Source organism: Rhizobium altiplani (genome assembly GCF_001542405.1).
Taxonomy (GTDB): domain Bacteria; phylum Pseudomonadota; class Alphaproteobacteria; order Rhizobiales; family Rhizobiaceae; genus Rhizobium; species Rhizobium altiplani.
The window spans coordinates 138364-163823 of record NZ_LNCD01000082.1 but is presented as its reverse complement, the minus strand read 5'-3'; the positions used below and the strand labels follow the sequence as shown (position 1 = coordinate 163823).

The 25460-nt window shown below is 58.9% G+C and carries 27 protein-coding genes and 1 tRNA gene; 16 read left to right on the top strand and 12 right to left on the bottom strand.

Features of this window, described 5'->3' with window-relative positions; all coding sequences use genetic code 11:
- Window positions 1-66: 66 nt before the first annotated feature.
- From thrS to AS026_RS18370, 4 genes are all read right to left on the bottom strand, one after another.
- On the bottom strand, window positions 67-2052 hold the full coding sequence (thrS, locus tag AS026_RS18385) for a threonine--tRNA ligase (RefSeq protein ID WP_025660941.1): 1986 nt from the start codon (window positions 2050-2052) through the stop codon (window positions 67-69).
- Between the two features lie 122 nt (window positions 2053-2174).
- Window positions 2175-2699, bottom strand: a complete 525-nt coding sequence (locus AS026_RS18380; RefSeq protein WP_025660940.1) for a DUF1697 domain-containing protein — start codon at window positions 2697-2699, stop codon at window positions 2175-2177.
- Between the two features lie 137 nt (window positions 2700-2836).
- Entirely contained in the window at window positions 2837-3235 is a 399-nt protein-coding gene (gene yidD, locus AS026_RS18375) for a membrane protein insertion efficiency factor YidD (protein ID WP_062370895.1), read from the bottom strand.
- Between the two features lie 12 nt (window positions 3236-3247).
- Window positions 3248-3694, bottom strand: a complete 447-nt coding sequence (locus AS026_RS18370; protein ID WP_025660938.1) for an iron-sulfur cluster assembly scaffold protein — start codon at window positions 3692-3694, stop codon at window positions 3248-3250.
- Window positions 3695-4001: 307 nt separating this feature from the next.
- Here AS026_RS18370 and folE point away from each other — a divergent pair, with 307 nt between their 5' ends.
- The 3 genes from folE (at window position 4002) to AS026_RS18355 (ending at window position 6193) form a co-directional block, all read left to right on the top strand.
- Window positions 4002-4622: a GTP cyclohydrolase I FolE gene (gene folE, locus AS026_RS18365; RefSeq protein ID WP_018854970.1), complete on the top strand. Its 621-nt coding sequence runs from the start codon at window positions 4002-4004 to the stop codon at window positions 4620-4622.
- Window positions 4623-4648: 26 nt separating this feature from the next.
- Window positions 4649-5107, top strand: coding sequence for a phosphoribosyl-AMP cyclohydrolase (hisI, locus tag AS026_RS18360; RefSeq protein WP_018854969.1), 459 nt, complete (start codon window positions 4649-4651; stop codon window positions 5105-5107).
- A gap of 114 nt (window positions 5108-5221) precedes the next feature.
- Window positions 5222-6193 (top strand): patatin-like phospholipase family protein, encoded by a 972-nt coding sequence (locus AS026_RS18355; RefSeq protein ID WP_025660937.1) that lies wholly within the window; start codon window positions 5222-5224, stop codon window positions 6191-6193.
- Window positions 6194-6208: 15 nt separating this feature from the next.
- On the opposite strand, the gene AS026_RS18350 is transcribed toward AS026_RS18355, so the two are convergent.
- Complete coding sequence (locus tag AS026_RS18350; RefSeq protein WP_018854967.1) at window positions 6209-6643, bottom strand: CBS domain-containing protein; 435 nt, start codon at window positions 6641-6643, stop codon at window positions 6209-6211.
- Between the two features lie 103 nt (window positions 6644-6746).
- On the bottom strand, window positions 6747-7505 hold the full coding sequence (locus AS026_RS18345) for a rhomboid family intramembrane serine protease (RefSeq protein WP_062370894.1): 759 nt from the start codon (window positions 7503-7505) through the stop codon (window positions 6747-6749).
- Between the two features lie 292 nt (window positions 7506-7797).
- Here AS026_RS18345 and AS026_RS18340 point away from each other — a divergent pair, with 292 nt between their 5' ends.
- The 6 genes from AS026_RS18340 (at window position 7798) to AS026_RS18310 (ending at window position 13349) form a co-directional block, all read left to right on the top strand.
- Window positions 7798-8436, top strand: coding sequence for a PAS domain-containing protein (locus AS026_RS18340; RefSeq protein WP_062370892.1), 639 nt, complete (start codon window positions 7798-7800; stop codon window positions 8434-8436).
- A 90-nt stretch (window positions 8437-8526) separates the two neighbouring features.
- Window positions 8527-9138: a PilZ domain-containing protein gene (locus tag AS026_RS18335; protein WP_018854964.1), complete on the top strand. Its 612-nt coding sequence runs from the start codon at window positions 8527-8529 to the stop codon at window positions 9136-9138.
- 646 nt (window positions 9139-9784) lie between these two features.
- The gene (locus AS026_RS18330; RefSeq protein WP_025660934.1) at window positions 9785-10390 is read left to right on the top strand and encodes a transglutaminase-like cysteine peptidase; all 606 of its coding nucleotides are present in this window, start codon (window positions 9785-9787) and stop codon (window positions 10388-10390) included.
- Window positions 10391-10625: 235 nt separating this feature from the next.
- Window positions 10626-11375, top strand: a complete 750-nt coding sequence (locus AS026_RS18325) for a hypothetical protein (protein ID WP_062370890.1) — start codon at window positions 10626-10628, stop codon at window positions 11373-11375.
- Between the two features lie 117 nt (window positions 11376-11492).
- Entirely contained in the window at window positions 11493-12962 is a 1470-nt protein-coding gene (locus AS026_RS18315) for a D-alanyl-D-alanine carboxypeptidase (protein WP_205634476.1), read from the top strand.
- 108 nt (window positions 12963-13070) lie between these two features.
- Window positions 13071-13349 carry a hypothetical protein gene (locus AS026_RS18310; RefSeq protein WP_062370884.1) on the top strand — a complete coding sequence of 93 codons (279 nt, stop codon included), beginning with the start codon at window positions 13071-13073 and terminating at the stop codon, window positions 13347-13349.
- 5 nt (window positions 13350-13354) lie between these two features.
- On the opposite strand, the gene AS026_RS18305 is transcribed toward AS026_RS18310, so the two are convergent.
- Window positions 13355-13792, bottom strand: coding sequence for a DUF1489 family protein (locus tag AS026_RS18305; protein WP_016554039.1), 438 nt, complete (start codon window positions 13790-13792; stop codon window positions 13355-13357).
- 59 nt (window positions 13793-13851) lie between these two features.
- Window positions 13852-15258, bottom strand: a complete 1407-nt coding sequence (locus AS026_RS18300) for an L-serine ammonia-lyase (RefSeq protein WP_062370882.1) — start codon at window positions 15256-15258, stop codon at window positions 13852-13854.
- A gap of 185 nt (window positions 15259-15443) precedes the next feature.
- Here AS026_RS18300 and AS026_RS18295 point away from each other — a divergent pair, with 185 nt between their 5' ends.
- Window positions 15444-16208, top strand: a complete 765-nt coding sequence (locus tag AS026_RS18295) for a DUF599 domain-containing protein (RefSeq protein ID WP_062371019.1) — start codon at window positions 15444-15446, stop codon at window positions 16206-16208.
- Window positions 16209-17195, top strand: a complete 987-nt coding sequence (locus AS026_RS18290) for a heparan-alpha-glucosaminide N-acetyltransferase (RefSeq protein WP_062370880.1) — start codon at window positions 16209-16211, stop codon at window positions 17193-17195.
- Here the strand turns inward: AS026_RS18290 and AS026_RS18285 are convergent, their stop codons facing one another.
- Complete coding sequence (locus AS026_RS18285) at window positions 17196-17588, bottom strand: MerR family transcriptional regulator (protein ID WP_016554043.1); 393 nt, start codon at window positions 17586-17588, stop codon at window positions 17196-17198.
- A 77-nt stretch (window positions 17589-17665) separates the two neighbouring features.
- The gene (gene mgtE, locus AS026_RS18280) at window positions 17666-19078 is read right to left on the bottom strand and encodes a magnesium transporter (RefSeq protein ID WP_018854955.1); all 1413 of its coding nucleotides are present in this window, start codon (window positions 19076-19078) and stop codon (window positions 17666-17668) included.
- 167 nt (window positions 19079-19245) lie between these two features.
- On the opposite strand from mgtE, the gene AS026_RS18275 reads away from it, so the two are divergent.
- Window positions 19246-19740 carry a peptide deformylase gene (locus AS026_RS18275; protein ID WP_062370879.1) on the top strand — a complete coding sequence of 165 codons (495 nt, stop codon included), beginning with the start codon at window positions 19246-19248 and terminating at the stop codon, window positions 19738-19740.
- 247 nt (window positions 19741-19987) lie between these two features.
- Window positions 19988-20359 carry a hypothetical protein gene (locus AS026_RS18270; RefSeq protein ID WP_025661140.1) on the top strand — a complete coding sequence of 124 codons (372 nt, stop codon included), beginning with the start codon at window positions 19988-19990 and terminating at the stop codon, window positions 20357-20359.
- A gap of 45 nt (window positions 20360-20404) precedes the next feature.
- On the opposite strand, the gene lipB is transcribed toward AS026_RS18270, so the two are convergent.
- Window positions 20405-21124, bottom strand: coding sequence for a lipoyl(octanoyl) transferase LipB (gene lipB, locus AS026_RS18265; RefSeq protein WP_062370878.1), 720 nt, complete (start codon window positions 21122-21124; stop codon window positions 20405-20407).
- 171 nt (window positions 21125-21295) lie between these two features.
- On the opposite strand from lipB, the gene AS026_RS18260 reads away from it, so the two are divergent.
- Both AS026_RS18260 and AS026_RS18255 read left to right on the top strand, forming a co-directional pair.
- Window positions 21296-21380 (top strand) — tRNA-Leu (locus tag AS026_RS18260).
- Between the two features lie 927 nt (window positions 21381-22307).
- Window positions 22308-22667 carry a response regulator transcription factor gene (locus AS026_RS18255; protein WP_062370877.1) on the top strand — a complete coding sequence of 120 codons (360 nt, stop codon included), beginning with the start codon at window positions 22308-22310 and terminating at the stop codon, window positions 22665-22667.
- Between the two features lie 22 nt (window positions 22668-22689).
- Here the strand turns inward: AS026_RS18255 and AS026_RS18250 are convergent, their stop codons facing one another.
- Window positions 22690-25008, bottom strand: coding sequence for a PAS domain-containing sensor histidine kinase (locus AS026_RS18250; RefSeq protein ID WP_062370876.1), 2319 nt, complete (start codon window positions 25006-25008; stop codon window positions 22690-22692).
- A 250-nt stretch (window positions 25009-25258) separates the two neighbouring features.
- Here AS026_RS18250 and AS026_RS41280 point away from each other — a divergent pair, with 250 nt between their 5' ends.
- Window positions 25259-25411: a hypothetical protein gene (locus AS026_RS41280; protein WP_100248179.1), complete on the top strand. Its 153-nt coding sequence runs from the start codon at window positions 25259-25261 to the stop codon at window positions 25409-25411.
- The last annotated feature ends 49 nt before the right edge of the window (window positions 25412-25460 follow it).

Genomic DNA, 25460 nt, shown 5'->3' with positions numbered 1-25460 from the left:
GACAAAGAAAAACCGCCCGGTTCTTTTAGAAACCGGGCGGTTTTGTATTCACGGGCTGGAGGCAGCTCAGGCTGCCTTTGCCTTCCTCGCTTCCGCCTTCCGGCGCACGTCCGGCGGCGTGGCTTCGAGCCCGAGGCTTGCGATTGCCTCGTCAAGCGACATCGAGGTTTGCTCCTGGCTGCCAAGACGGCGGATGTTGACTGTGCGCTCTTCCGCTTCCTTCTTCCCGCAGACAATGATGACGGGAACTTTCGTAACGGAATGCTCGCGGATCTTGTAGTTGATCTTCTCGTTACGGAAGTCGGTCTCAACAGTCAGGCCGGCGTCGCGCAATGCTGCCGCAACTTCGGCACCATAGCCGTCGGCCTCGGACGTGATCGTCGCGACGACGACCTGCTGCGGCGATACCCACAGCGGCAGGTGTCCTGCAAAGTTCTCGATCAGGATGCCGAGGAAGCGCTCCATCGAACCGCAGATCGCGCGGTGGATCATCACCGGCTGCGTCTTTTCCGAATTGCTGTCGATGTAGAAGGCACCGAAGCGTTCTGGCAGGTTGAAATCGACCTGCGTCGTGCCGCACTGCCATTCGCGGCCGATCGCGTCCTTCAGCGTATACTCGAACTTCGGACCATAGAACGCGCCCTCGCCCGGCAGAATGCCGGTCTTGATGTTGTTCGACTGGTGCTGGATCGTGTCCAGCACATCAGTCATCACACTTTCGGCGCGATCCCAAAGGTCATCCGAACCAACACGCTTTTCCGGGCGCGTTGAGAGCTTGATGGTGATCTCGTCGAAGCCGAAGTCCTTGTAGACAGAGAGGATCAGATCGTTGATCTTCAGGCACTCGGCTGCCATCTGCTCGTCGGTGCAGAAGATGTGCGCATCGTCCTGCGTGAAGCCGCGCACGCGCATCAAGCCATGCAGCGCACCGGACGGCTCGTAGCGGTGAACGGTGCCGAATTCCGCAAGACGGATCGGCAGTTCGCGATAAGACTTCAAGCCATGCTTGAAGATCTGCACATGGCCGGGGCAGTTCATCGGCTTCAGCGCGAACACGCGGTCGTCATCCGTGTCGTCGCCGGCGACGGTCACCTTGAACATGTTGTCGCGATACCAGCCCCAGTGACCGGAGGTTTCCCAGAGCGACTTGTCGAGCACCTGCGGCGCATTGACCTCCTGGTAGTCTTCGGCAAGACGGCGGCGCATATAGGCGACCAGCGTTTGGAACATGCGCCATCCTTTGCCGTGCCAGAAGACAACGCCCGGACCCTCTTCCTGGAAATGGAAGAGGTCCATTTCGCGGCCGAGGCGGCGGTGATCGCGCTTCTCGGCTTCCGCAAGCACGTGCAGGTAGTTGTCGAGATCGGCCTGTTCGGCAAATGCCGTGCCGTAGATGCGGGTCAGCATCGGATTGTTGCTGTCGCCACGCCAGTAGGCGCCGGCCACCTTCATCAGCTTGAACGCCGTCCCGATCTGGCCGGTCGACGCCATGTGCGGCCCGCGGCAGAGGTCGAACCAGTCGCCCTGATAGTAGATTTTCAGATCCTGGCCTGCCGGAATCGCGTCGACGAGTTCAACCTTGTAGCTCTCGCCCTTCGCGGCGAACACTTCCTTGGCCTTCTCGCGCGACCAGACTTCCTTGGCGAACGGCGCGTTGCGAGCGATGATCTCCTTCATCTTCTTTTCGATCTTCGGCAGATCGTCCGGTGTGAAGGGCTCGTTCTTGGCAAAGTCGTAGTAGAAGCCGTTCTCGATAACAGGGCCGATCGTGACCTGCGTGCCGGGCCAGAGTTCCTGCACGGCTTCCGCCATCACGTGGGCTGCGTCATGCCGGATCAATTCCAGCGCGCGGCCGTCGGTGCGGGTGATGATTTCAATTGCGCCCGCCGTCACCGGATCGGAAAGGTCACGGACCTGACCGTCGATAGCGATCGCGACTGCCTTCTTGGCAAGCGACTTGGAAATGGATTCTGCGACATCCTTGCCGGTTGCGCCAGCATCGTAGCTGCGCACGGAACCATCTGGAAATGTCAGGGAAACGGATTGGGACATCTAGAATTCTCCTTGTCCAGTCCCGCCAACGAATGCGGGTGGTTGCAATGAAGCGCTTCGTCCGCACGAATGCGCCGCCGCCTGATACCGAGATTTGCTGCTTGAGTAAAGAAAAAGCCAACTTAGCCGATCATTTCGGCAAGGCCACGCACCGTGTTCCAGTTCCGCAGTGTTCCGACGCCCATGCGCTTGGTCGTCAGTGCCGAGAGCAACTTCCACTCGCTCGGCTGGCCGGCAAAGTCGATCCAAAGATCGCCGCCGGTTATCGCGAGACGCTGTTTCGGATTGGCATAAGGGCGAAGCGCCTCCATGGCCGCAGGGGTAAGTGGCTTGCGCATGACGCGCACGATCACCTGACTGCCCTCGCCGTCTGCAAAAGGATTGGACTTCGCAAGGGTCAACCAGTCGATACCTTTGCGCACAATGATATCGACCGGTTTGCCGAAGCGAGCCTTGAAGGCCGCTTCCAACTTCGCCTCGATCTCCGCGAGCGGCGCAGCATCGGCCTCGAAAACGATGTTCCCGGTCGAGACCAGTGTCCTCGGATTCTCGTACCCGATGTCCTTTGCCATGTCGCGAAGGTCGGACATCACCACGCGGCGACCGGGCGCAAGCACGATGCTGTGCAGGAGCGCGACGTAGATCATGCTTTGCAGAACTCTGCCGCGCCCTCGCCAAAACCTTCGAGTCCGTGCTTGGACGCGACCGCATCGACATGTTTGCACGAGGCATCGGGGAGGTCGAGGCGACGGCGGGACACCCGAAATGCGCCTTGCGTCATCGTTCAGCCCGCCTTGCGACCAAGCGTGAGATAGCGCCAGGGTGTCCACCAGTGAAAGCGTTCGCCGAGCTGCTCGGGAACCGGGTCGAGCCCGCTCGTGCCTCCCGGGCCGCAGCGCGCGACGCGAAACAGCGTCATCCATCCGCCGCTCCACAGCCCGTGACGTGCGACTGCCTCGTAGCCATATTCCGAGCAGGTCGGGATGTGTCGGCAGGAATTGCCGATGAAACCTGAGAGCGTCAACTGGTAGCCGCGGATGAAACCCATACCGACCAGTCGGCCGGGTGTCTTCCGAAACGGGCCGGAGTAATTTCGGGAGTAGGAGCGTGCGGCCCGACGGGGTGCGGCGGCGCCACCGTCATCTTCGTCCTCATCGCGATTGATCGAACAGAATTCGCACATCGGCTATGCCGCTCAGGCCTCGATGGTTTCGCCGCGCTTGGCCTCGATCTGACCGACCGCATCGACGACGGCGTCGAAGGTCAGCATCGTCGAGGCATGTCGTGCCTTATAGTCCTTCACGGGGCGGAGATAACGCATGTCCTCGAAGCGGCCCTCCGGCCCCTCGCCGTCCGCCTTCAGCATCGCCAGCATGTCCTCGCGCGCCTTGCGCAACTCAACCGCGTTGGCGCCGATCACATGGCGGGCCATGATCGAAGACGATGCCTGTCCGAGCGCGCAGGCTTTTACGTCGTGCGCGAATGCGGTGACCGTATCGCCGTCCATCTTCAGCCAGATCTTGACCTTGGAGCCGCAAAGTTTGGAGTGCGCCTGGGCGCTGGCGTCCGCGTCCGGCAAGCTGCCGATCAGCGGAATATTGCCCGCGAATTCCAGGATTTTGCTGTTGTAGATATCGTCCATCGTGGATTCCGCTCCAGAATTCATGCGGATCGGCGCCTCAAAACTCATTGTAGCACAAAAGAAAAACACAGCGTGTCGTGCCGGGAGACTTACATAAGGATGCCGTTTTCCTATATGTATGTCGTTCGAAGGCCAGAAAAATGCAATGGCCTCGGCTAAGTTTGATTGGGAAACCGTGCCGGAAGGGCAGCAAACCAAGCCCTGAAAGCCCCGGAGCCTGCCAAAGGTGCATGAATTCCCTTGAGTGGAATTGCCAGTGGCTAGTCCGAAAGACGGTCCGCCAAAGCGGATCAGGAGACTGTTACATATGGACGCCATCATCAAGAATTTTCCGCAGACCCCCGCCGATCTCGATGCGGATCGGCCCAGCCAGAAAGAAGCAGAGGACGCCGTCCGCACGCTGTTGCGTTGGGCAGGTGACGATCCGACGCGCGAAGGCCTGCTCGATACGCCAGCACGCGTGGCCAAAGCCTATCGTGAACTCTTTGCCGGCTATGATATGGACCCGGAAGATGTGCTGGGCCGTACCTTTGAAGAGGTTGCCGGCTACGACGACATGGTCCTGGTGAGGGATATTCCGTTCTTCTCTCATTGCGAACACCACATGGTTCCAATCATCGGCAAGGCCCATGTTGCCTACATGCCGGATGGCAAGGTGCTGGGCCTTTCGAAGATCGCACGCGTCGTTGAGATCTACGGTCGTCGCCTGCAAACGCAGGAAACCATGACCGCCCAGATCGCTAAGGCCATTGACGACACGCTCACTCCGCGCGGTGTAGCCGTCATGATTGAGGCCGAACACATGTGCATGGCGATGCGCGGTGTGCAAAAGCAGGGCTCGACCACATTGACGACAACATTTACCGGAACGTTCAAAACTGAGCCGGCTGATCAAGCCCGATTCATGTCCATGGTCCGGAGCCGCTGAATACGGCTTCAGTTAAGAAAGCCGCGATGATGCCCTTTGCGTTCAATGCGCCGTCCGATGATAAATCAGAACTTGAGGACGCGGGCGACTTCACGCCACGCTTTGACGATCGCGGCCTGATCACCGCGATTGTCACCGATTCCGCCGATGGCGAGTTGCTGATGGTGGCGCATATGAACGCCCAGGCCCTCGCACTGACCATTCAGACCGGGAAGGCTCATTACTTCAGCCGCTCGCGGGGCAAGCTCTGGATCAAGGGCGAAACCTCGGGCAACACCCAGATGGTCAAGGAAATCCGGACGGACTGCGACCAGGATGCCATCTGGCTGAAGGTCGAGGTCGCAGGCCATGATGCCACCTGTCACACCGGTCGCCGATCCTGCTTCTATAGGACCGTGAACCTCGAAGACGGCAAGCCGATGCTCGAAATCGTCGATGACGAACTCCAGTTCGATCCGGACGAAGTCTACGGTAAAGAGTCGTAAAAGCAGGCAATTGCCTCTTATTGGGCCAAAATCTACGCCTATATACGAATTGGAAAGGGACGCGGGACACTAATATAGTTCGTTTTTAATTGTTTGCCGGGAGGGAGACGAGCCATGCTGAATTGGGGATTGTACCGCCAAAGCTCCGAGGCGGGCGCGTCCAATGCCAGCACCCCGACCGCGCCAGACATGAACGCTCCCGCATCTCCTCCGCCTGCCCCCAAGAGAACCAAGCTTGCCCTTGCGCTCGGCGGCGGCGCCGCACGCGGCTGGGCGCATATAGGGGTTCTGCGCGCCTTGGACGAAGAAGGTATCGAGATCGGCATGGTTGCCGGAACCTCGATCGGTGCGCTGGTCGGCGGCTGCTATCTGGCGGGCAAGCTCGACGAACTGGAAGGATTCGCTCGTTCGCTGACGATGCGGCGTATAGCGAGCCTGCTTGATCTGACTATCGGCGGCAGTGGCCTGTTCGGCGGCATGCGGTTGACGAAGCGCATGCAGGAGCATCTTGAGGGGCTCAACGTCGAAGATCTGGACCGGCCATTCGTGGCTGTCGCCGCCGAAGTAAACACCGGGCACGAAGTCTGGATCGCAAACGGATCGCTAATTACGGCTCTTCGCGCCTCCTATGCCCTCCCCGGCATTTTCGAACCCATCCGCAGCAATCAACGGACACTCGTCGATGGCGCGCTGGTCAATCCGGTTCCCGTTTCCGTATGTCGCGCCTACGAGCAACCGCTCGTGGTTGCCGTCAATCTGAACTACGATCTTTACGGTCGATCGGCTGTCGTCCGGCACAATGCAACCCTCTCGCGCTCCGAAGTCCAGCGACGCGAGGAGGTGCCCTATACCAAGCTCGGCATGACCGGTGTGATGGTGCAGGCTTTCAACATCATCCAGGACAGGATTGCGCGTGCGCGCTTGGCGGGCGATCCGCCGGACATATCGCTTCAGCCGCGTCTCGGCGATATCGGCCTCTCGGAATTCCATCGCGCTGGAGAAGCGATCGAGCGCGGCTATGAAGAAGCCAAGCTGAGGCTTCCCGAGTTGAAACGGATGCAGGAACTATTCGCCGGCTCTTTCTAGGCGCCGGCGAAGCATTCAGCCGGCGATGTAGGCCTTGATCTGTTCGGCTTCCAGTTCGACTTCAGCAATACGCGTCTTCACGACGTCACCAATCGAAATGATACCGGCAAGTTTGCCGTTCGTTTCGACAGGAACGTGACGGAAGCGTCGGCTCGTCATCAGCCCCATCAGGTCATACACTGTCGAATCTTCATGGCACCGATAGACCTTTGCGGTCATAAGCGAGCCAACCGGCTGATCGAGGCAGGCCGCCCCCGCCTTGGCGATCGCGTGCACGACGTCGCGCTCCGTGAAAATCCCGGAAATCTTGTTTTCCATCCCGACGATAACGATAGCGCCGATCTTCTTCTTGCTGAGAATCACAGCCGCCTCGGCAACGGTCGTGTTTGGCCCGGCGGTTACGACATCCCTGCCCTTCGCATCGAGTATGGCCTTGACTGAGTTGGACATTCTTGAACCTCCTATGTCGAAAGTGAAACACTTCAACTGATCACAGGCATCCGTGGCGGCTCTCCTCCCATCACGGATCAGGAGGAATGGTGCACTCCAATGCTCAAGATTGCAATATATCCGATGTCTCTGAAATGAGCGGCTGCTCGGGTGGCTCCCGGTCGAAAAAGCCGAAGAGAACGAAGCCGAAAACGAAGCCTCCGATATGGGCGTCCCAGGCGATTGCCTGGGATCCGTCGCCAATCAACGGGACGCCGACGGCGATCAGGAGATTGCCCACGAACCAGAAGAGAATGAAGGCGACGACCGTGCGGCTGCGAAACGCTCCCAGCATCGAGAGTCGCGGATTAAGATGCGCCGGCCCGCTCATCCGCTGTTCAGGCGGGAACGCAAAGCGGCAGGCAGCGCCCATCAGGCCGGACACCACGCCCGACGCGCCGATCAGCAGCGTGGCCCCTCCCCAATTCAGGGCCGCATGGAAGGCGGCGGACGCAGTTGCCGAGAGCACCCAGAAAACGATGAAGCGAAACGTTCCAATCCGGCGCGCCACCGGTGTGCCGAAGGCCATGAGCCACAGCCCGTTGAAAACGATATGCTCTATACTGCCGTGAAGCAGCGAATAGGTAATCGGCGTCCAGAAAAGTTGCGGGCCCTGCTCTGACAGCGGCGTGATGTAGCGCAACGGAATGAAGCCGAAATTGAAGAACAGCCAGTCGAGGCCGCTGCCGGATAGAAGCAGCGATTGAACCGCATATATCAGCCCCAGCAGCGCAAGTGCCGCGAGCACCGGGCCCGGAAGGTTGAAGATGGGCGACGGCGGCGGGGGCTCTATCGCCGTTTGCGGCTCCGACTGCTCGTTCATCTTCGTCCTCAATTGATTGCGGCACAGCCTTACAGGACGAAAGGTCAAAAAAAAAGCCGTCCGGCAAAGACCGGACGGCTTCGAGCGTCGAGGATATCCGCGCCCGACAGTCTGTGCTGAACTTCCCGAAGACAGGAAGCGATGGACAGACATTGTCACGGCGCGATGCGCGGCTCAATCGAAACCGTTCCTTAACCTTAACTGTTCCGAGCTGGCACGAGATACGCACAGCATCATAGCGCATGGCCATGACGGCCGTGTTTTGATCCAGAATGAAACAGCCGGTGCAGCAATGCGTCTCAAAACGACGATCGACCTATTCGAATATTGGACTCGGATCCGCGGCAAGGACGTTGCGCCGTTGAGATCGCAGGTCGAGCCAACGCATTTGCGGCAGATTCTGTCGAGCGTGTTTCTCCTCGAAACATGTGATTCGGGCCGCATCGCATTCCGCCTTGCCGGAACCCGTATTTGCGATCTCTTTGGTCGCGATCTCCGTGGGGTCCCGTTTTCCGAGCTTTGGGCGCATGGGAAGGACGACATCGAACAGATGGCCGCGGGCCTCATGAGCAACGCGATGCCGGAGCTGCTCAACGCCACGGGTTTCACCGCGGCCGGCCATTGTGCCTCCTTCGAAATTGTCCTCCTGCCGCTTCGCTCGGACGAGCGTGAATGCGACAAACTTCTGGGGGCTATCGCCCCCGCGGTCGCATCAAGCTGGCTGGAAGTCGTGCCGCTCCAGTTCCTCGCTCTCGATCGCATCCGATCACTGCACGAAGGGCTTGGCTCCGACAGGGAGCTCAAGGATGCCAAGTTCGGAGATGAACACCCGGTATACGAGCGTACCCCGTCGATCGCTGACACAATGCGACGCGTTATGTCCAATCTATTTGCTGAATTCGGCGTTCCAGGCTCAGTTCGGCACAACTGAATGCGTGCATAGTGGACGAATCTGAACAACCTTCTGTTAAGGGATTCCGGGTAATGATCGGATGGTTGTATTTCATGAAGAAGCCCTTTGATGCACGCGTTCCAGCAAGTTCAGACGCAACGAACTGCGCCTCGCCTCGAACAAGGTGCCTTTCAACGCGTCCCAATCAACATGCAGGGCCGGCTTATGCTGGCGAACTACGAGGAATTTGAGTGCCTGGTCATCGATATGTCGCCGGGCGACATGTACGTGACTTGCCTGGGCCGCCCTCGTGCCAACGAGCGTGTGGTGGCCTATATCGATCACCTCGGGCGCGTCGAAGGCTATGTGCAGACGATCGATGGTCGTGGCTTTGTCATGTCGATCCATGCGACCGAACGCAAGCGCGAAAAGCTCGCAGCACAGCTAACTTGGCTTGCAAACAAGCATGAGCTTGGCCTTCCGGAAGACCGCCGTCACGACCGCCTGACGCCGCGCGAGACGAAAACCGAAATCACGCTGGAAGACGGCGCCCGCTACAGCTGCCGCATCATGGACCTGTCGCTTTCCGGCGCCGCAGTCGATGTCGAGGTGCGTCCGCCCATTGGCACACCTCTCCGCCTCGGCAATATGCGCGGCCGCGTCGTACGCCATTTCGTGGAAGGCGTTGCGATCGAATTCCTGTCGATCCAGTCGCGGGAAACACTGCGCGAATTTCTCTAATCGCTGCCACAGGCGCGCCGCCCGGGTGCCTGCTGTTCGATGTTCGCTTATCGCGAATTTGATCCCTCGGCCTGTTGCACATCATTTTCTCGATCAACGCAACGGCGGCCGCACTCGCCCAGCCCTGCCGATTGGTCACTCGGCGCCTGCTCAAAGGCAGCTGGACCTTGAGAAGCCGCTTTCGGGCGCATGGCAATTTTCCCGAGCCTAGCCGCAAAGTAATTCTCATCGATCGTGGGTCGTGGATCCGACAGCTGCTCTTCCGCAAAATTTCTCGATAATAATTTTGCTGCCGAAACGTGCCAATCGGCGAATTTCACCGCCAGCACCGCGATTATGATCTAGGCGCGGACCATCGCGGCGGCAGCCCAGATGGTAAATGAAGTCCTCCCAAAGCCTCGGATCCGGACGCTGCGTTAATAACTTGTCCCAAAATGCTGCGATTAAACGCCGAACCTCTTTCCGAGGAAGGAGCAATTTTAATCAAGTTTAGCGCGAAAGCTCTTCGAATTTTAGGCGAATTCGATTTTGTTTTTAGTCGATTTCTCTGCGTGTTTGAATCAACTAAGCCTTTAATTTAACTGCGTAATTTTGCGTCGAATAAAAACGTCTGTGTCAGGTTCTCCTCACAACGGGGACACGACAAATGACAATAACGAGTTTCATCAAAGGCAGTCTGGCCGTCGGTGCAATGTTGATCGCGATGGCGGGTTCGGGACAAGCGAACCCCCTCAACATGACGGTCCTTGGAAATGCGAGCCCGCCGATCGGTGCCTATCAGTTCTGCAAGGAAATGCCTACCGAGTGCGCGAATGCGGACGGCGATCAAGGCGAGCTGCTTCTGACGGAGGAGCGCTGGAAGACGATCCTCAAAGTGAACTACCAGGTCAATTCGTCGATCACGCCGTTGACCGACAAGGAAATCTACGGTGTCGAAGAACGCTGGGCCTATCCGCGCACCGCCGGCGATTGCGAAGACTATGCGCTGCTGAAGCGCAAGATGCTGATCAATGCCGGCTTCTCGGCTTCGGACCTGCTGATCACCGTCGTCCTGCAGCCGAATGGCGAAGGCCATGCGGTGCTGACGGTCCGCACGGACCGCGGCGATTTCATCCTCGATAACATGCGCAACAAGGTCATGCTTTGGGCCGATACCGAATACACCTACCTCAAGCGTCAGTCCGCTAACGATCCGAGCCGCTGGGTCAAGCTGCAGGACGGTCGCGCGGTGGCGGTCGGCAGCGTCAAGTAAGCGCGTATCGCCGGGAATACCCGGCGTGACCATACGGCTCCGGTCGTCCCCCGCATCCCCGTGCCTGACCGGCGCCACAGAGCCGCTCCCGCTGTCCCGGGAGCGGTTCGTTTTTTCCTGCCTCAAGGCGGCAGTTAAACGTTCGTTAACCGTATCGGCCAGAGAATTACCGCATCAACCAACGGCACCGGCGACTCTTGTTCCTTTCGCGGCGGTCTGACATCCGAAGGCCGCCATGAACCATACCGGTACCGCACGCGAAATTGAGGAGTCGCCACTCTTTTCTACGCGTTTCGTCGTCCGCCTTACGATCGCTGTCGCCTGCCTCGCGGCTTTGACATTGGCCATCAGTTTCGGTGGTCGCTGGTTTGGCGCTCGCATTTCCCTCGCTGGCAATACTGATGCGATAACGCCGATAACCCTGACGATTGGCAGCGACACTCTCCGCCTTCCCGAAAACACGCTGCGCTTCCCCAGCCAGCGGAAGAACGGCCTGTCCGAAAGGGCGGACCTCTATCTCACTTGGCCGGAAATGCAGGGGTACAGCAAGGAACACCGCGAGCGCTTCGACGATGTTTCCCAGTCGTCGGGACTGATCTTCCTTCAGGTCACCCAAAGCACGATGTCCCGGGACATGTCGGGACGACTAGAACCGATCTACTCGCATCTCGTCGAGGGCGACGGAGTCCCCTTTGCCAATGGCATGACGCTGCATCACCTGCGCGCAGACGCGGGCTATGCCGATGAGGTTCTCTTGACCGCGCCGCGTGCCGACGCCCAGGACTATGTCGTACGTTGCGCCTTGCCGGCGACGCCTCAAATGGCCACCAGCGGGGATTGCCAGCGTGACATAAAACTCGGTCGCGACTTAACTGTGCTTTACCGGTTCTCCAGCACGCATCTGCCTGATTGGGACCATATTGATGCCGCTATTCGCCATTTTGTGGAAGCGCGACTTGTGAACGCTTCTGCGACAGGTCGCTAGAATGATCCGATGTGGCGAAAGAAACGATTAATCATAAACGGATTGGTAACCCCGGACGGATAATTTGCTGAGAGAACGATCGCGCCGAGAGGGCGGCCGATCTCTCCAGTGTCCGAAATGCAAGCGAAGAGTAGAATAGTGCCAAGGTCAGTCTCCTCCGTATCACCATCGCGATCCCGCAATTTTCTTATAAGAGCGATCACGGCGCTGTCTCTGGCGGCCGGTATCATTATGGCCGACTCGATCGATGCCGATGCGGAGGCTGCCAACTCAAAATACGCGGGAATCGTCGTCGATGCGAAAACCGGCAGCGTTCTCTATAGCGAGAACGCGGATCGCCTGCAGTATCCGGCTTCTCTCACAAAGATGATGACGCTCTACCTGACCTTCGAAGCACTGGAGCAGGGGCGCATCCGCCTGGACACGTCGGTTCCCTTCTCCGCACACGCTTCCGCCCAAGCGCCGACGAAGCTCGGTGTTCGCGCAGGTGGCACGATCTCCGTCGAACAGGCAATCCTTGGCCTCGTGACGCTGTCGGCCAATGACGCGTCCACGGCTCTCGGCGAGTTGCTTGGTGGCACAGAGGATCGTTTCGCCCAGCTGATGACCGCGAAAGCGCATGCGCTTGGTATGACGCGTACGACCTATCGTAATGCCAACGGCCTGCCGAATACCGCCCAGATGACGACGGCGCGCGACCAGGCCCGTCTGGGTATCGCACTTCGCCAGCATTTTCCGCAGTATTACGGTTATTTCTCCACGCAGAGCTTTAAGTTCGGCAATCGCATCATCCGTAGCCACAACCGTCTTGTCGGCTCCGTGCGCGGCGTCGATGGCATCAAAACGGGTTATACCCGGGCGGCTGGTTTTAATCTGGTAAGCTCCGTTCAGGTCGATGGAAAATCGATCGTTGGCGTTGTTCTCGGCGGGGCTTCGACCCCTGCCCGCGACAATCAGATGCGCAAGCTGATCGCCGCCTATCTGCCGAAGGCATCCAGCCGCGGTGGTTCGTCGGATCTGATCGCCCAGACCGCGCCGCAACCGGTAGCGCCCGTCACCGAAACACGCGTCGCTTCGGCTGCGCCTGAGGTCAGCCTGCCGCGCACCGCGCCGACGCCGGATGCCCGCGATCAAGCGGCCTCCGCGCAGGTTGCGTATGCCGACGTTGCCAAGTCAAAGTCCGACAATCCGCTCCTCCAGCAGGAAATGCCGACGCCGACGAAGGTCAAGACCCAGGCGATCAAGCAGGCTGCTGTTGCTACGCCCACATCTGCTCCTGCCTATGTCCCGCCGGAACAGGGCGATACGTCTGTCGACGAGCTGACGACCGCATCGACCAAGGAACCGCAGCTGGCCGGTTGGGCCGTTCAGATTGGCGTTTCTTCCAGCAAGGAAGGCGCCATGGACCTGCTCGACAGCGCCAAGAACAAGGGTGGCAAGTCCCTTCGTTCCGCAAAGCCGATCGCAGTCGCCAATGCCGGAAGCTACCGTGCTCGCTTCAGCGGTTTCGATGACCAGCGTTCTGCTGTGAACGCCTGCAACGCCCTCAAGCGCGCCGGCGTGAAGTGCTGGGCCACCGCCCAATGATCAGCGGACATGCCGCCCTAGACCGGGCGGCATGTCCCAAGCGTCGTGATCGTGTGTTTGATCCGACGGAGTTCTGAGACTCGGTTTGTAATGCGTACGGGGATGAGAATGGCGATCAACGAGAATGTTCCGGAATTTCCGCCACATGGCCGGGTGACCGGCAAAAATCCGCGAGCCAGTTTGCACCCGCTGCATGAAGCGGCTTTGCGACTGGCAGAGGTAGGGTTGCAGCGGCAGAAGCCGAAATCGGCAAAAACCAAGGACTTGATCAATCTGCTGTTGTGCCACGGCGCGCGGGCGTGGCGTTGCTCGCAGGCGGAAGCGAGTATCCACCTTCACGTCACCTGCCCGGAAGGTCGGGCACCAGTAACGTTGCGCCTGCGCTAATCTAATCAGAGCAGGCCGAGTTCGGAAAGCTCGCGGCGAAGGTCCGCGGGCATTTCCGCAATCCCTTCCCCGAGGCTGTTCAGATCGCGCGGGACGTCGTCCTGCGGATAATAGCGCCAGCCCTGGAATGCTCGTTTCGGCTGGACTGCCGTTTCGATGACCTCAGGCCCCAGTACAAGATGGCAACGTGAGATTCCCTCGCCATCGGTAAACGTCTGGATATCGAGCAGCTTCTGGCGCGCCTGTACCTGCCCCTTGATCACCCAGTAGAGCGAACCTCCGTCAAGCAACTCCTCGACCCGCTTCGGGACCATCCTCGTCGTATGCACGGAATGAGGCTCTAGCCCGGCCGCAATCGCTCTGAGAGACCGCTCGGCGACCCACTCACGCAGATCGTCGATCGAATCCGCGCCCACACACAGTTTAATGAGATGCAATGCCATGCCGCCGTTCAAATCCTTTTATCGGGCAGCGTCAAGCGGCAAGTCGCATGTTCACAAAGTCAGCATTCCACGACGTTGACGGCAAGGCCGCCGGTGGAAGTCTCCTTGTATTTCTCGCTCATGTCGTTGCCGGTCTGCCGCATGGTTTCGATGCAGGCGTCGAGCGGAACGAAGTGCTTGCCGTCTCCCTTGATGGCCAGTGAGGCAGCCGTAACTGCCTTGACCGCGCCGAGGGCATTTCGTTCGATGCAGGGAACCTGCACGAGACCCGCGACCGGATCACAGCTCATGCCGAGATGATGTTCCAGCGCGATTTCGGCAGCGTTCTCGATCTGCTCGGGGGTCCCGCCCATGACCGCCGCAAGACCGGCAGCCGCCATGGCGGCCGCGGAGCCCACCTCGCCCTGACAGCCGACCTCTGCGCCGGAAATCGAGGCGTTGTGCTTGATGATCCCACCGACCGCAGCAGCGGTCAGAAGATAATCGCGGATGCCGTTCTGGTCCCAATCGTCGTGGAAATGCTCGTAATAGCGGATCGTCGCCGGGATAACGCCCGCGGCACCGTTCGTCGGAGCGGTCACGACGCGACCACCAGCAGCATTCTCCTCGTTGACGGCCATGGCGTAGACGCTCAGCCAGTCGTTCGCGAGCAGCGGGTTGATGCGGTTGCTGCGCCATTCCTCCTGCAGTTTGTCATGAATCGCGCGGGCGCGACGGCGAACGTTCAGCCCGCCCGGCATGATGCCATCGACCTTGAGCCCGCGTTCGATACACGAGCGCATTGCTTCCCAGATGCGATCAAGACCGGCGTCCAGTTCCTCGCGGCTACGCTGCGTTTCCTCATTGGCGCGCTTCATCTGCGCGATCGAGAGGCCGGAGCGCGCGGCCATGTCGAGCATCTGCTTGGCCGAGGAGAAAGGATACGGAACCCTGAGCGAATCGGACGGCGTCTTCTTCTTTGCACGCATCTGCTCGAGTTCAGTGTCGGTCACGACGAAGCCGCCGCCGACTGAATAGTAGATGCGCTTGACCAGCATCCGCCCGTCCTTGTCGAAGGCGGAAAGCGACATGCCGTTGGCGTGGCCCGGCAACGGCTGCTTCTTGTCGAAGACCAGGTCGGTCTTCGGCTGGAAGCCGTAGCTCGGATGCCCGGGCGGCGAGATGCGACCGGAGCGCTCCACGTGGCTGATGATACCGTCCATCTTGTCCGGATCGACGCTGTCAGGCTGCTCGCCCATCAGGCCGAGGATGACGGCCCTGCCCGTCCCGTGCCCGATCCCTGTATGCGCCAGTGAGCCGTGCAGGCTGACCTTTATCGACGCGACCTGGGCGCCAGAAGTCGGGCGCGGCCAGTCGTTTGACAGGATCAGATCGAGGAATCGATTGGCTGCAGTCATCGGACCCATCGTGTGTGAACTGGAGGGCCCGACACCGATTTTGAAGACGTCGAAAACGGAAAGGAACATGACTGCGTCCTGTAAAGTTGCTGCGCAAACCTACGCTACCGGCTCCCGCGATCCCGGCGATGGACCGACATGGCATTTCACGCGTGCGACATCTGTAAAACGAAGCGCTGCGACTTGCCAGTCATTGCGGCGTGCCACCGCATCTGTAGAGTGACGCGGCGACGGGAGCCTGATTCAATATAATGATGACGACAGCGGATTACATTGCACTGGTGTTCTTTGCAGCGATCTGGTTCGGCTATGCGCGCCTGCTGCAAAGCTCGAGTTTCTTCGGCAGAACCAGCCTCACCCACGCCATGCGGGAACGCCGGCGCGAGTGGATCTACAATTCGCTGCGCCGCGATTTGAAGATGATCGACACCCAGATCATGGCCGGCCTGCAGAATGGCACCGCATTCTTCGCCTCGACGTCGATTTTCGCCATCGGCAGCTGCTTTGCTCTGCTGGGGGCAACGGAGAAAGTCGACGCCGTCTTCGCCGACCTGCCCTTCGTCTTTCATAGCGGGCATGCCGTCTTTGAAATGAAGGTCGGCGGCCTCGCGGCGCTTTTCGGATACGCCTTTTTCAAATTCGGCTGGTCGTATCGCCTCTTCAACTACTGCACCATCCTCTTCGGCTCAATCCCGATGATGCGCGACAGCGAACACGATGTGATTGCCGCCGAGCGCGCGGCGGAACGCGTCATCCGCATGAACATCATTGCCGCGGGTCATTTCAACGAGGGGCTGCGCGCCATCTTCCTCTCGATCGGCTACCTCGGTTGGTTCATCAACCCTTATGTTTTCATGCTGACGACGACGATCGTGATCGTGGTCCTGACAAGGCGGCAGTTCTTCTCTGAAGCGCGGCTGGCGATCATGGATGCCCAGCCGCCATCAAATCTCCACCTTTCTCCTATTCCCCGCGCCAAGCCGTCGAACGATGGCAACGACTCATCCGAGGGATTGTGAATGACCGCTCTGGCGACGGAAACACATGCGAGCGTTAAGCCGCCTCGCATTGGCTTGCTGGACACAGCGCGCGGTGTCGCCCTGCTGGCGATGGCGACCTATCATTTCACCTGGGACATGGAGTTCATGGGCTACCTCCCCCCAGGTACTGCTGAAACCGGCTGGCTGAAGCTCTATGCCCGCGCCATCGCATCGACCTTCCTGTTCATTGTCGGCGTCAGCCTGGTCCTCGCAAACACGCCTGAGATCCGCTGGCGCCCGTTCTGGAAGCGGTTTGGGATGATCGTTGCCGCAGCGTTTGCGATCTCGGTGGTGACGCGGTTTGTCTTCCCTGGCGAATGGATATTTTTCGGCATTCTCCATTGCATCGCAGTCCTCAGCCTGCTGGGGCTTGTCTTCCTGCGTTTGCCCTTGCCTGTTACCATCGCCGCGACCGCTGCTGTTACCGCGGCATGGGTCGTGGATACCTGGGTCGCGCCCAACCTGTTGCGCTCGGCGATCTTCAATCCGCGCTACCTCGCCTGGATCGGCCTGGCAGAGATGCCGCAACGGTCGAACGACTACGTCCCGATCTTTCCTTGGGCGGTGCCCTTCCTGCTTGGCATGACGACGGCTCTGCTCGCCCTGAGGACGGGGCTTCCCGCGAGGCTTGCAAAGCTTGGCACCGGCTCAAGCCTGCCGGCAAGGGCCGGGCGTCATAGCCTCGCCTTTTACCTCATTCATCAGCCGGTGCTGATCGCAGTTGCCTACGGACTTTCCGTGATCATTCCGCCCGCTAAGCCGGACCCGGTCGAAACCTACCTGAGGCAATGCAATGCCTCGTGCATGATGCAGGAAGGCGAAGCGCTATGCCGCAGCTTCTGCCAGTGCACCCTCGATGCGCTGAGGACGCAAAAGCTCTTCACGGAATTCCAGTCTGGCGCCGTCAAGCCGGATGACGGGCGGATCATGGCGTTGGCGAGCGAGTGCAGCGCCAACACGCAATAATCAGGTGCCGACGCCGATATCGGCCAGACGACCGAGGCATGCCTCTTCGATATTGTCGAGCTCGGCCAGGGTGTCGTCGATGTCCTTGCGCTTCTGGCGCAGGTCTTCGCGCTTCTCGTCGACGCGCTTCATCAGGAGCTTCAGCTGGCCCAACTCGCCCGGCGGCTCCTTGTAGACCTGAATGATCTCGCGGATCTCCGCAATGGTGAAACCGATGCGCCGGCCACGCAGGATTTCCTGGATCAGGCGGCGGTCTGCCGGACGGAACAACCGGGTGCGTCCGCGCCGCTCTGGATGGATCAATCCTTCGTCTTCGTAGAACCTCAGCGTACGCGTCGATACTCCAAACTCGCGCGTCAATTCGGTTATGCTATAGTACTTGCTGACCGGCATGGGCTCCCCACCATTAAGGGTGCCAATAATATTGACTTTTACGTAATAGTCAATTTCTGCGCGGAAATTCGAGCCGGCTAAATCCCGAACCACCATGTAGCGATACCGAGAAAGGCAAAAAAGCCCGTACAATCGGTTACTGTCGTGACAAAAACCGACGACGCAATGGCTGGGTCGGCTCCGACCTTATGCAGGAGCAACGGCAGCAGAATTCCGGCAAGGGCGGCAGCAAACAGGTTGATGATCATCGCTGCGCCGATCACGAAGCCCAGTTGGTAGTCGTGAAACCAGGTGGCGGCGATGGCCCCCATGATGACGGAGAACAGCGCGCCATTGGCGACGCCGACCCCCGCCTCTCTGCGTATGATGCGGCCGGCGTTGTAGATGTCGATGTCGCCGGTCGCCAACGCGCGGACGGTAACCGTCATCGTCTGCGTGCCCGCATTGCCGCCCATGGATGCCACGATTGGCATCAGCACCGCGAGCGCAATCATCTTCTCGATCGATTCGTCGAACAACCCGATGACGCTTGCAGACAGCAAGGCCGTTCCGAGGTTGATCACGAGCCAGAGAAAGCGAGAGCGGACGGTTGAGAAAACATTGTCCGACAGCTCTTCGTCGCCGACACCGCCCAGACGCTTGATGTCTTCGTCGGCTTCCTCGTGAATGACGTCGACCACATCATCGATCGTAAGCACTCCGACCAGCCTGTCGTTCTCGTCGACGACGGCGGCGGAGAGAAGGTCGTACTGTTCGAAAAGCTGGGCGGCCTCTTCCTGGTCCATCTCCGCGGGGATCGGATGATTCGTCTCCCGCATGATGGATTCGATCTTGGTCTGCCGCTTCGTACGCAGGATCTTGTCCAGATCGACGGCGCCCAACAGCTTGAATGTCGGGTCGATGACAAAGATCTGCGAGAATGAGTACGGCAGGTCTTCCTCGTCGCGCATGTAGTCGATCGTCTGCCCGACCGTCCAGAACGGCGGGACCGCGACGAACTCCGTCTGCATACGACGGCCGGCCGAGCTTTCCGGATAGTCGAGCGCGCGCCGCAGCCTTACACGTTCGGTAAACGGCAGCTGCGCGAGGATTTCTTCGCGATCCTCGGTGTCGAGGTCCTCGAGAATGTAAACGGCATCGTCCGAATCGAGTTCGCCGATCGCTGCGGCGATCTGCTCGTTCGGCATCTGGTCGACGATTTCGCGACGAATCGTTTCGTCGACCTCCGTCAACGCCGTCATGTCGAACTCGTCGCCAAGCAGGCGAACGAGCGCAAGTCGCTGGTCGGGCTGCAGCGATTCGAGAAGGTCGCCTATTTCAGATTCGTGCAGGCGGGCGACGTGCTGGCGCAGGAAGATCGTATCGCGATCGGCAATCGCGGCACCGACCAGCGCCAGGAAATCACCTCGGACGTTGCCATTTTCATCATAGATGTCGGCGTCGCCGCTGTCTGGACGCGGGCGGACGAGCTCTTCTGCGTCGTTCGTCATGGTTGCCGCCCTCGCATCCCGTTTGAAGTTCAATGACTAAGCGCCGAATTATATAGCTTCGTGCTAGCTCAAAGCTTGAAGTCCGTCCAGCCGCAAACGCCTCGCGTGGATGACAATGCGCGTGCGCAGCGATAGTTTCCGCGCATCTCAAAACAGGAACTTTGCCAGTGGCTGTCCGACCCATATTGCGCTTTCCCGACATTGGCCTGAAAACCGTTTGCGAACCCGTCGAACTCTTCGACCAGAGGCTGCGCGACCTCTCGGACGATTTGCTGGATACGATGCGGGCGGCGCCAGGTGTCGGTATCACTGCTGCCCACATCGGCGTCTTTCTGCGGGTAGCCGTCATTGAGCTTGGCCGAAACGAAGGCGTGCGACACTACGTCAATCCGGAGATTGTGTCAGTGTCAGACGACACGATTCGCCATGTCGAAGGGAGCGTCTCCATGCCCGGTATGACTGATGAGGTCATCAGGCCAAAGGCAATTCGTGTTCGATACCGTGATCTGACGGGCGTCGTTCACGAGGAGGAAACGGAGGGCTTCCTCGCCGTCTGCATCCAGCACGAAATTGACCAGCTCGACGGCATCTTTTGGATACAGCGCCTTTCCAGGCTCAAGCGCGAGCGGCTGGTCAAACGGTGGGAGAAGTTACGAAAGTAGCGGCGGCTGCGTGGACAATTAATCTGCTTATGGTTGTGTAAATCCGGAAGCGCGCGCTTTCCGAATGAGAGAGAATGTTCCATCACGAAACGGTCAATTTCGGTCGCGGATCTGTGATTTCATTTGATAAAACGGCACCGTTCGTGTGATTTTTTGCCCGCATTCTTGCCGCAATTTGAGCGCGAACTAAGTCCTGCCGAGGGTTTGGTGTCGTTGTCAATGCAACGATGAATTGAGGAGTTATCCCATGCGTTTCAGATTTGCGGCCGCCGCTTCCGTTCTTGTCCTCAGCCTCGGCCTAGGAAGTGCAGCCTTTGCCCAACAGTACTCGAACGACTACAGCAACGATAGCGACGGGTTTGCGCCCGTCCAGATGACGGCGAAAAAGCCAATTCACTACGCCAACCGCAAGGCACCGGAATACTCTTCCGACTACACGAATGACAGCGACGGATTTGCGCCAGCCCGGATGTCGGCTCCCGTCGACAGGATGACAACGGGAAGTGTCAGGCGACTGCCCGACTGCGACTACATGAGGACGAACTCCGGGGTGCATACGGCTGGCGGCGATAGCGGAGCGTCACATACCGATGCCTGCCGCGACATCGGCGACAAATAGCAATCGATTGCCGAGGGCCGGTCATCCGGCCCTTTCTTTATTGCGTCACCCCTCGGTGATTGTCTCACCAAAAACCGATTCGAATGCCTGGCGAAGCCGGATGTCGACTTCAGTCATCATGACCGGCAGGCCGAGGTCGACCAGACTCGTGACGCCATGGGCGGAAATCCCGCATGGAACGATTCCACTGAAGTGATCGAGATCGGGTTCGACGTTCAGCGACAATCCATGAAAGGTCACCCATTTCCGCAGCCGGATCCCCAGTGCCGCAATCTTGTCTTCTGCCATCGTGCCGTCGGGTAGAGCGGCCTTGTCAGGCCTGCGAACCCAGACACCGACGCGGTCCTCGCGCCGTTCGCCGCGGACGTTCATCGAATCAAGCGTGCGAATGACCACTTCCTCGAGCGCGGCAACAAAGGCACGCACGTCCTGACGCCTGCGCTTCAGGTCCAGCATCACGTATGCAACACGCTGGCCCGGCCCGTGATAGGTATATTCACCGCCGCGTCCTGTTGCGAAGACGGGGAACCGGTCGGGCTGGACCAGGTCTTTGGCATCAGCGCTCGTCCCCGCCGTGTAGAGAGGCGGATGCTCCACGAGCCAGACGAGCTCGTCACCGCCGTCTGCGATCGCCGCGACCTCGCGCTCCATGTTTTCCACAGCCTCCTCATAGGGCACGAGACCGTCGGCGATCCGCCATCGGACCGGCCGCGAGCCTTCTCGGGGCATCATGGAGAATTCAAGATCTGTGCGTAGCATGGCCATTCCTTGTGCTGCGACTGCGGAGGCAGCGCTGCGAAGGCCTATATGGTCCCGTTTCGAGCACGATTCAAATGCTGTGATTTCTTTTGAAAAAATCTGTCATATCGCCCTTGTGTACCCGAAATGCTTTTGCTACATGCTGCCCCGCCGGCACAAATCGGCACCTACCACGATGCGGTCGTGGCGGAATTGGTAGACGCGCAGCGTTGAGGTCGCTGTGGGGCAACCCGTGGAAGTTCGAGTCTTCTCGACCGCACCATTCAATCCCAATGGGATTGATAGCATTGAACCTGCTGAGGCGCATTTGTGGCCCAGCGTTTAGAGCTCCTCACAATCTTTGCATAGATTTGCGACGACGCCACCTGGCAGGCCATGAGGCTCTGTTTCCAACGGAGTCAGTCGATATCGGCTGCTACCTCCTGCTGTGGTAAGCACGGCTCTCATCTTTGCAGCGACTGTGGTGTTCTGGCATTCCCCTGCTTGATTCGGGCGAGCCGCCGCCCTGTTGACGACACGTCCTTAGCGATTCACGGGATCATCAAAAGATCGCGCAAAAGAGCGCACTCATGGCGCGATTAGCCGTCATGGCCGAACGCACCAGACCCTCAAGATATACTTGTGTTGGGGATGCGAGCGCCTACTTATCGGCGTAATCTAAATCCGGAAAAAGCACGTGCTTTCAAACAAGGTTGCCAAAAGGCTCTTTGCCTTCGCGCTGTCCGCATAACCTTTCGGGAGTTGTATCCTCAGGCTCATGATACGACCTAATCGAGAGCGTGAGAAGCTATGTCATCCACAACACAAGTGACCTCTGACCGAAACAACGATCCTGTTCAGCTGGACCTGGATAGCATCAGAGATTCAGCCTGCTCGCATTTAGGATCGATTGACGTCCTCGTTGACCTGCTGCGGGTAGATAGCCAACGCGTTTGCCGCCGGGCGAGCGCCGTGAATGGTGCCTTGGCCGTCTGGGTCGCACCAAACCCGGACGGGCGGCTACCTAGGGAGCACAAGTTCTTGAGCGGATCGGGTTGCGCCGCAGACCCGTTGAACGGGCGCACGGCATCGCATCTGAACCGGCGCACCACTTTCTCATTCATCCTTCGACAAAACGACATGGACAGCCGGAAGGAAGTCACGTCCGGCAAGCAACCACCAGGTTTGTGCTGATCAGAAAACGAAGAACATGCATCCGACGCTAATTGCGATCATAGATGACGACGAAGCAGTGAGGGAATCGCTGCTCGATCTGCTGGAGGTGTCTGGCTATTCCGTGGTGACATTCGCATCGGCTGCCGAATTCCTCGCATTCCCCCGAATCCGGGATACGAAGTGTCTTGTCCTCGATATTTCGATGCCTGGCATGAGTGGCATCGACCTCTGCAATGAGCTACGACGGCGGAACGTCACCATACCTGTTGTGTTCATGACCGGTCATGCTCAGGATGCGCTTATCAAAGAAGCAAAACGCACGGGTACCTGTCTTTTCAAACCATTTGCCGGTGGCGAACTCCGCTCAGCCATTGAAGCGGCAGTCACGGTCTGAGCGATCGGAACCTTTAGGAAGGCTATGACGCCCGGGCCGCCTCGGCTTTCACCGGTAGCGAGAAGACGAATTTTGCGCCATTCGGATCATTTTTCTCAACCCAGATTCTCCCGCCATGGGATTCGAGAATCGACCTGCAGATCGCCAGCCCCATTCCCATCCCCTGCCCCTTTGTCGTAAAAAACGGCTCGAAAATGCGGTCAGGATTGTCGACGCCCGGACCATTGTCGGTGATCTCCGTGTGAACCCAGTCTTCATCACGGCGCACGCGCAGCTGCAGGAGGCGGCGATCTGGAGCCGCATCCATCGCTTCCATCGCATTCCGGATAAGATTGACGAGGACCTGCTGGATTTGAATGTGATCGAAGAACAGCGGCGGAAGATCGCTGTCGATACGCGAGTTTATCCGGACGCCTCGTCTCAGTGCCTCTTCTGCCATCAGGTCGCGCGCTTCGGTAACCACGTTACCAAATGCGTTGACACGACGTGAGTCGTCGGAATGCTTGAAAAGCGCCCGAATGCGGTTCACGACATCCGTCGCGGTATTCGCACTTCTCACAACACGATCCAGCGCCTTCTGGGCTCGCTTCATATTCGGTGGTTCTGCGTTCAGCCACTGCTGGCACGCGTCGGAACTGGAGATCATCGCCGCGAGCGGTTGACCTATCTCGTGCGCGATCGATGCGGTGAGCTCAGCCAGGCTTGCCGCCTGGCTGGCCCTGGCAAGGTTCCTCTGGGCTAGTCGCAGTTCCTCCTGCGCACGAAGCCAATCGTCGATGTCGAGGCACACGCCGTTCCATTGAACGATTTCACCTTCCGCATTGTACATCGCCAGTGCCCGGGTCTCCATCCAGCGATATTCTCCGTCGAACCGCCGCATTCGGTGCCTCATCGCGTACGGCTTTCCTGTCGGCAGCGACTGGCTGTATTTTCTCTTAACGGCGGGGAGGTCCTCGGGATGGATGATCGCTTCCAAGGTGGCGTGGAGGCTCTTGCCGGTTTCTGCATCTTCCTCAATCCTGAAGCCCAGATATTCGCTCAGCTTCTGGCTGCGATAGATCGGCCTGCCATCAGGGGCCAGGCAGTAGATGAGTGCCGGCAGTGTCTCCACCAGCTGATGAAGAGAGTGCTCGCTCTCCCGCAGCGACTGTTGAATCCGCATCTCCTCATCGACATCAACTGAAAGGCCATACCATTCAACAATAGTGCCGTTAGTACCGCGCAGGGGCTCGAACCTGTCGGCCGTCCAACGAAAAGTTCCGTCTTTCCGTCGTCGGCGATATCTCATTGAGAATGCGTCGCCCTTCTGAATGCATTGGAGAGCCTGACCTCGAACCTGCGCGACGTCGTCCGGATGGATCAAGTCCAGCGCGGCCTTCGCGAACTCCGAAAAGCTCGCCTTCGACAATCCGGCTTCTTCGAGAAAGCGCTTGCTTACGTAAGAAAGCTCTCCCGCGGCTGTCCAACTGCAGATGTGGACCGGCAAGGCATCGATCAAGCGTTGCAGGTGCCATTCGCTTCGCCTGAGCGCCTCCTCAGTGGCGACCTGATCGTTGACGTCGTGACAGAGGCCGTACCATTGGACGATGCGGCCATCGTGGTCTCGCACCGATTCCGCACGGCTGGACATCCACCTGTAAACGCCGTCATGGCGACGCAGGCGATATCTCATGAAGAAGCTCTCGCCTGTAACCAGGCTCTGATTGAGTGCGCCGCCGAACTCTTCCGCATCTTCCGGATGAATTGCCATCTCGATCATGGCGTCCAGCCGGCTGAGGCCAGGAATCTGGATATCGCTGACGTCCCGGCCGAGATAGTCGATCATTCTCTTGTTGAAGAAGCTCGGTTCTCCCTCGGGTGTCAGCCGCCAAAGATGGCTCGGTACGGAATCCACCAACAGCGAGAGTTCGAGCTCCCGGTCATGCAAGGCGTCGACAGTTTTTCGGTCGCTATCGATATCGAGCGAGGTTCCGTACCAGCCAACAATGTCGCCAGAGTCGTCCAGGATGGATCGACCGGAGCTTCGTACCCAACCAAAGCCGGTCCTGCGTCTGATGCGGAATTCACTATCAAACGGATACCCTGACCGAAGGCAATGCCGCCACTCCCCGGCAACACGTTCGAAGTCGTCGGGGTGAACCAGCTGCTTCCAGGCCCCCTCTCCTTCACTCCACCACGCATTCAGGTCTTCCGGGGTCTTCGCGAGCGCGAGCTGCAGATCATGGGACAGATAGGTCCACCTCCCGCTGGCATCCATAGCCCAGCCATTGCCTGACAGTTTCTCGACGGTCTTGGCGGCTCCTATGGGCGAATTAGCAGCTGTAGCAAGGCCCGGCGCCATCGTTTGCTCTCCCCTGAGCGGCACTGTAGTTGCTCGCACTGCTTTTTACGCCCGCTTTAGGGTTCAGTCCAACCGAGTGGCGTTCCGATCACGAGTGTTTGAAGAAAAGAGTAATCTCCTGTTGCCGCTGGTCGCGCGCAGCCGCCCAACGTGTGAGTTACGCCGGCAAGCGGGACATCTCATGCCACCGCAGCAAACGGGAACCTTCAAGTCTTTTTGGAATTTACGGACTACCACGAAGGAGGCTGTCATGATCCGTAGGCTGAAATACGGCGAGTATCGGCTCTATTCACGCAAGGTCGATCCAAAGACCCATAAGCGCAAAAATCTCGGCACGTTCAAATCACGCGAAGCGGCTGAGAAGCACGAGCGCGAGGTGCAATATTTCAAGCATCATGTTTGAGGTGAAGCGTCCGCGATCAGATGCACGCAGACACGACGCACGCGAAATG

Coding starts and splice junctions, on each gene's coding strand:
- thrS (WP_025660941.1), bottom strand. CDS start 2,052: ATGTCCCAATCCGTTTCCCTGACATTTCCAGATGGTTCCGTGCGCAGC.
- AS026_RS18380 (WP_025660940.1), bottom strand. CDS start 2,699: ATGATCTACGTCGCGCTCCTGCACAGCATCGTGCTTGCGCCCGGTCGC.
- yidD (WP_062370895.1), bottom strand. CDS start 3,235: ATGTGCGAATTCTGTTCGATCAATCGCGATGAGGACGAAGATGACGGT.
- AS026_RS18370 (WP_025660938.1), bottom strand. CDS start 3,694: ATGGACGATATCTACAACAGCAAAATCCTGGAATTCGCGGGCAATATT.
- folE (WP_018854970.1), top strand. CDS start 4,002: ATGGACGCCATCATCAAGAATTTTCCGCAGACCCCCGCCGATCTCGAT.
- hisI (WP_018854969.1), top strand. CDS start 4,649: ATGATGCCCTTTGCGTTCAATGCGCCGTCCGATGATAAATCAGAACTT.
- AS026_RS18355 (WP_025660937.1), top strand. CDS start 5,222: ATGCTGAATTGGGGATTGTACCGCCAAAGCTCCGAGGCGGGCGCGTCC.
- AS026_RS18350 (WP_018854967.1), bottom strand. CDS start 6,643: ATGTCCAACTCAGTCAAGGCCATACTCGATGCGAAGGGCAGGGATGTC.
- AS026_RS18345 (WP_062370894.1), bottom strand. CDS start 7,505: ATGAACGAGCAGTCGGAGCCGCAAACGGCGATAGAGCCCCCGCCGCCG.
- AS026_RS18340 (WP_062370892.1), top strand. CDS start 7,798: ATGCGTCTCAAAACGACGATCGACCTATTCGAATATTGGACTCGGATC.
- AS026_RS18335 (WP_018854964.1), top strand. CDS start 8,527: ATGCACGCGTTCCAGCAAGTTCAGACGCAACGAACTGCGCCTCGCCTC.
- AS026_RS18330 (WP_025660934.1), top strand. CDS start 9,785: ATGACAATAACGAGTTTCATCAAAGGCAGTCTGGCCGTCGGTGCAATG.
- AS026_RS18325 (WP_062370890.1), top strand. CDS start 10,626: ATGAACCATACCGGTACCGCACGCGAAATTGAGGAGTCGCCACTCTTT.
- AS026_RS18315 (WP_205634476.1), top strand. CDS start 11,493: ATGCAAGCGAAGAGTAGAATAGTGCCAAGGTCAGTCTCCTCCGTATCA.
- AS026_RS18310 (WP_062370884.1), top strand. CDS start 13,071: ATGGCGATCAACGAGAATGTTCCGGAATTTCCGCCACATGGCCGGGTG.
- AS026_RS18305 (WP_016554039.1), bottom strand. CDS start 13,792: ATGGCATTGCATCTCATTAAACTGTGTGTGGGCGCGGATTCGATCGAC.
- AS026_RS18300 (WP_062370882.1), bottom strand. CDS start 15,258: ATGTTCCTTTCCGTTTTCGACGTCTTCAAAATCGGTGTCGGGCCCTCC.
- AS026_RS18295 (WP_062371019.1), top strand. CDS start 15,444: ATGACGACAGCGGATTACATTGCACTGGTGTTCTTTGCAGCGATCTGG.
- AS026_RS18290 (WP_062370880.1), top strand. CDS start 16,209: ATGACCGCTCTGGCGACGGAAACACATGCGAGCGTTAAGCCGCCTCGC.
- AS026_RS18285 (WP_016554043.1), bottom strand. CDS start 17,588: ATGCCGGTCAGCAAGTACTATAGCATAACCGAATTGACGCGCGAGTTT.
- mgtE (WP_018854955.1), bottom strand. CDS start 19,078: ATGACGAACGACGCAGAAGAGCTCGTCCGCCCGCGTCCAGACAGCGGC.
- AS026_RS18270 (WP_025661140.1), top strand. CDS start 19,988: ATGCGTTTCAGATTTGCGGCCGCCGCTTCCGTTCTTGTCCTCAGCCTC.
- lipB (WP_062370878.1), bottom strand. CDS start 21,124: ATGGCCATGCTACGCACAGATCTTGAATTCTCCATGATGCCCCGAGAA.
- AS026_RS18255 (WP_062370877.1), top strand. CDS start 22,308: ATGCATCCGACGCTAATTGCGATCATAGATGACGACGAAGCAGTGAGG.
- AS026_RS18250 (WP_062370876.1), bottom strand. CDS start 25,008: ATGGCGCCGGGCCTTGCTACAGCTGCTAATTCGCCCATAGGAGCCGCC.
- AS026_RS41280 (WP_100248179.1), top strand. CDS start 25,259: ATGATCCGTAGGCTGAAATACGGCGAGTATCGGCTCTATTCACGCAAG.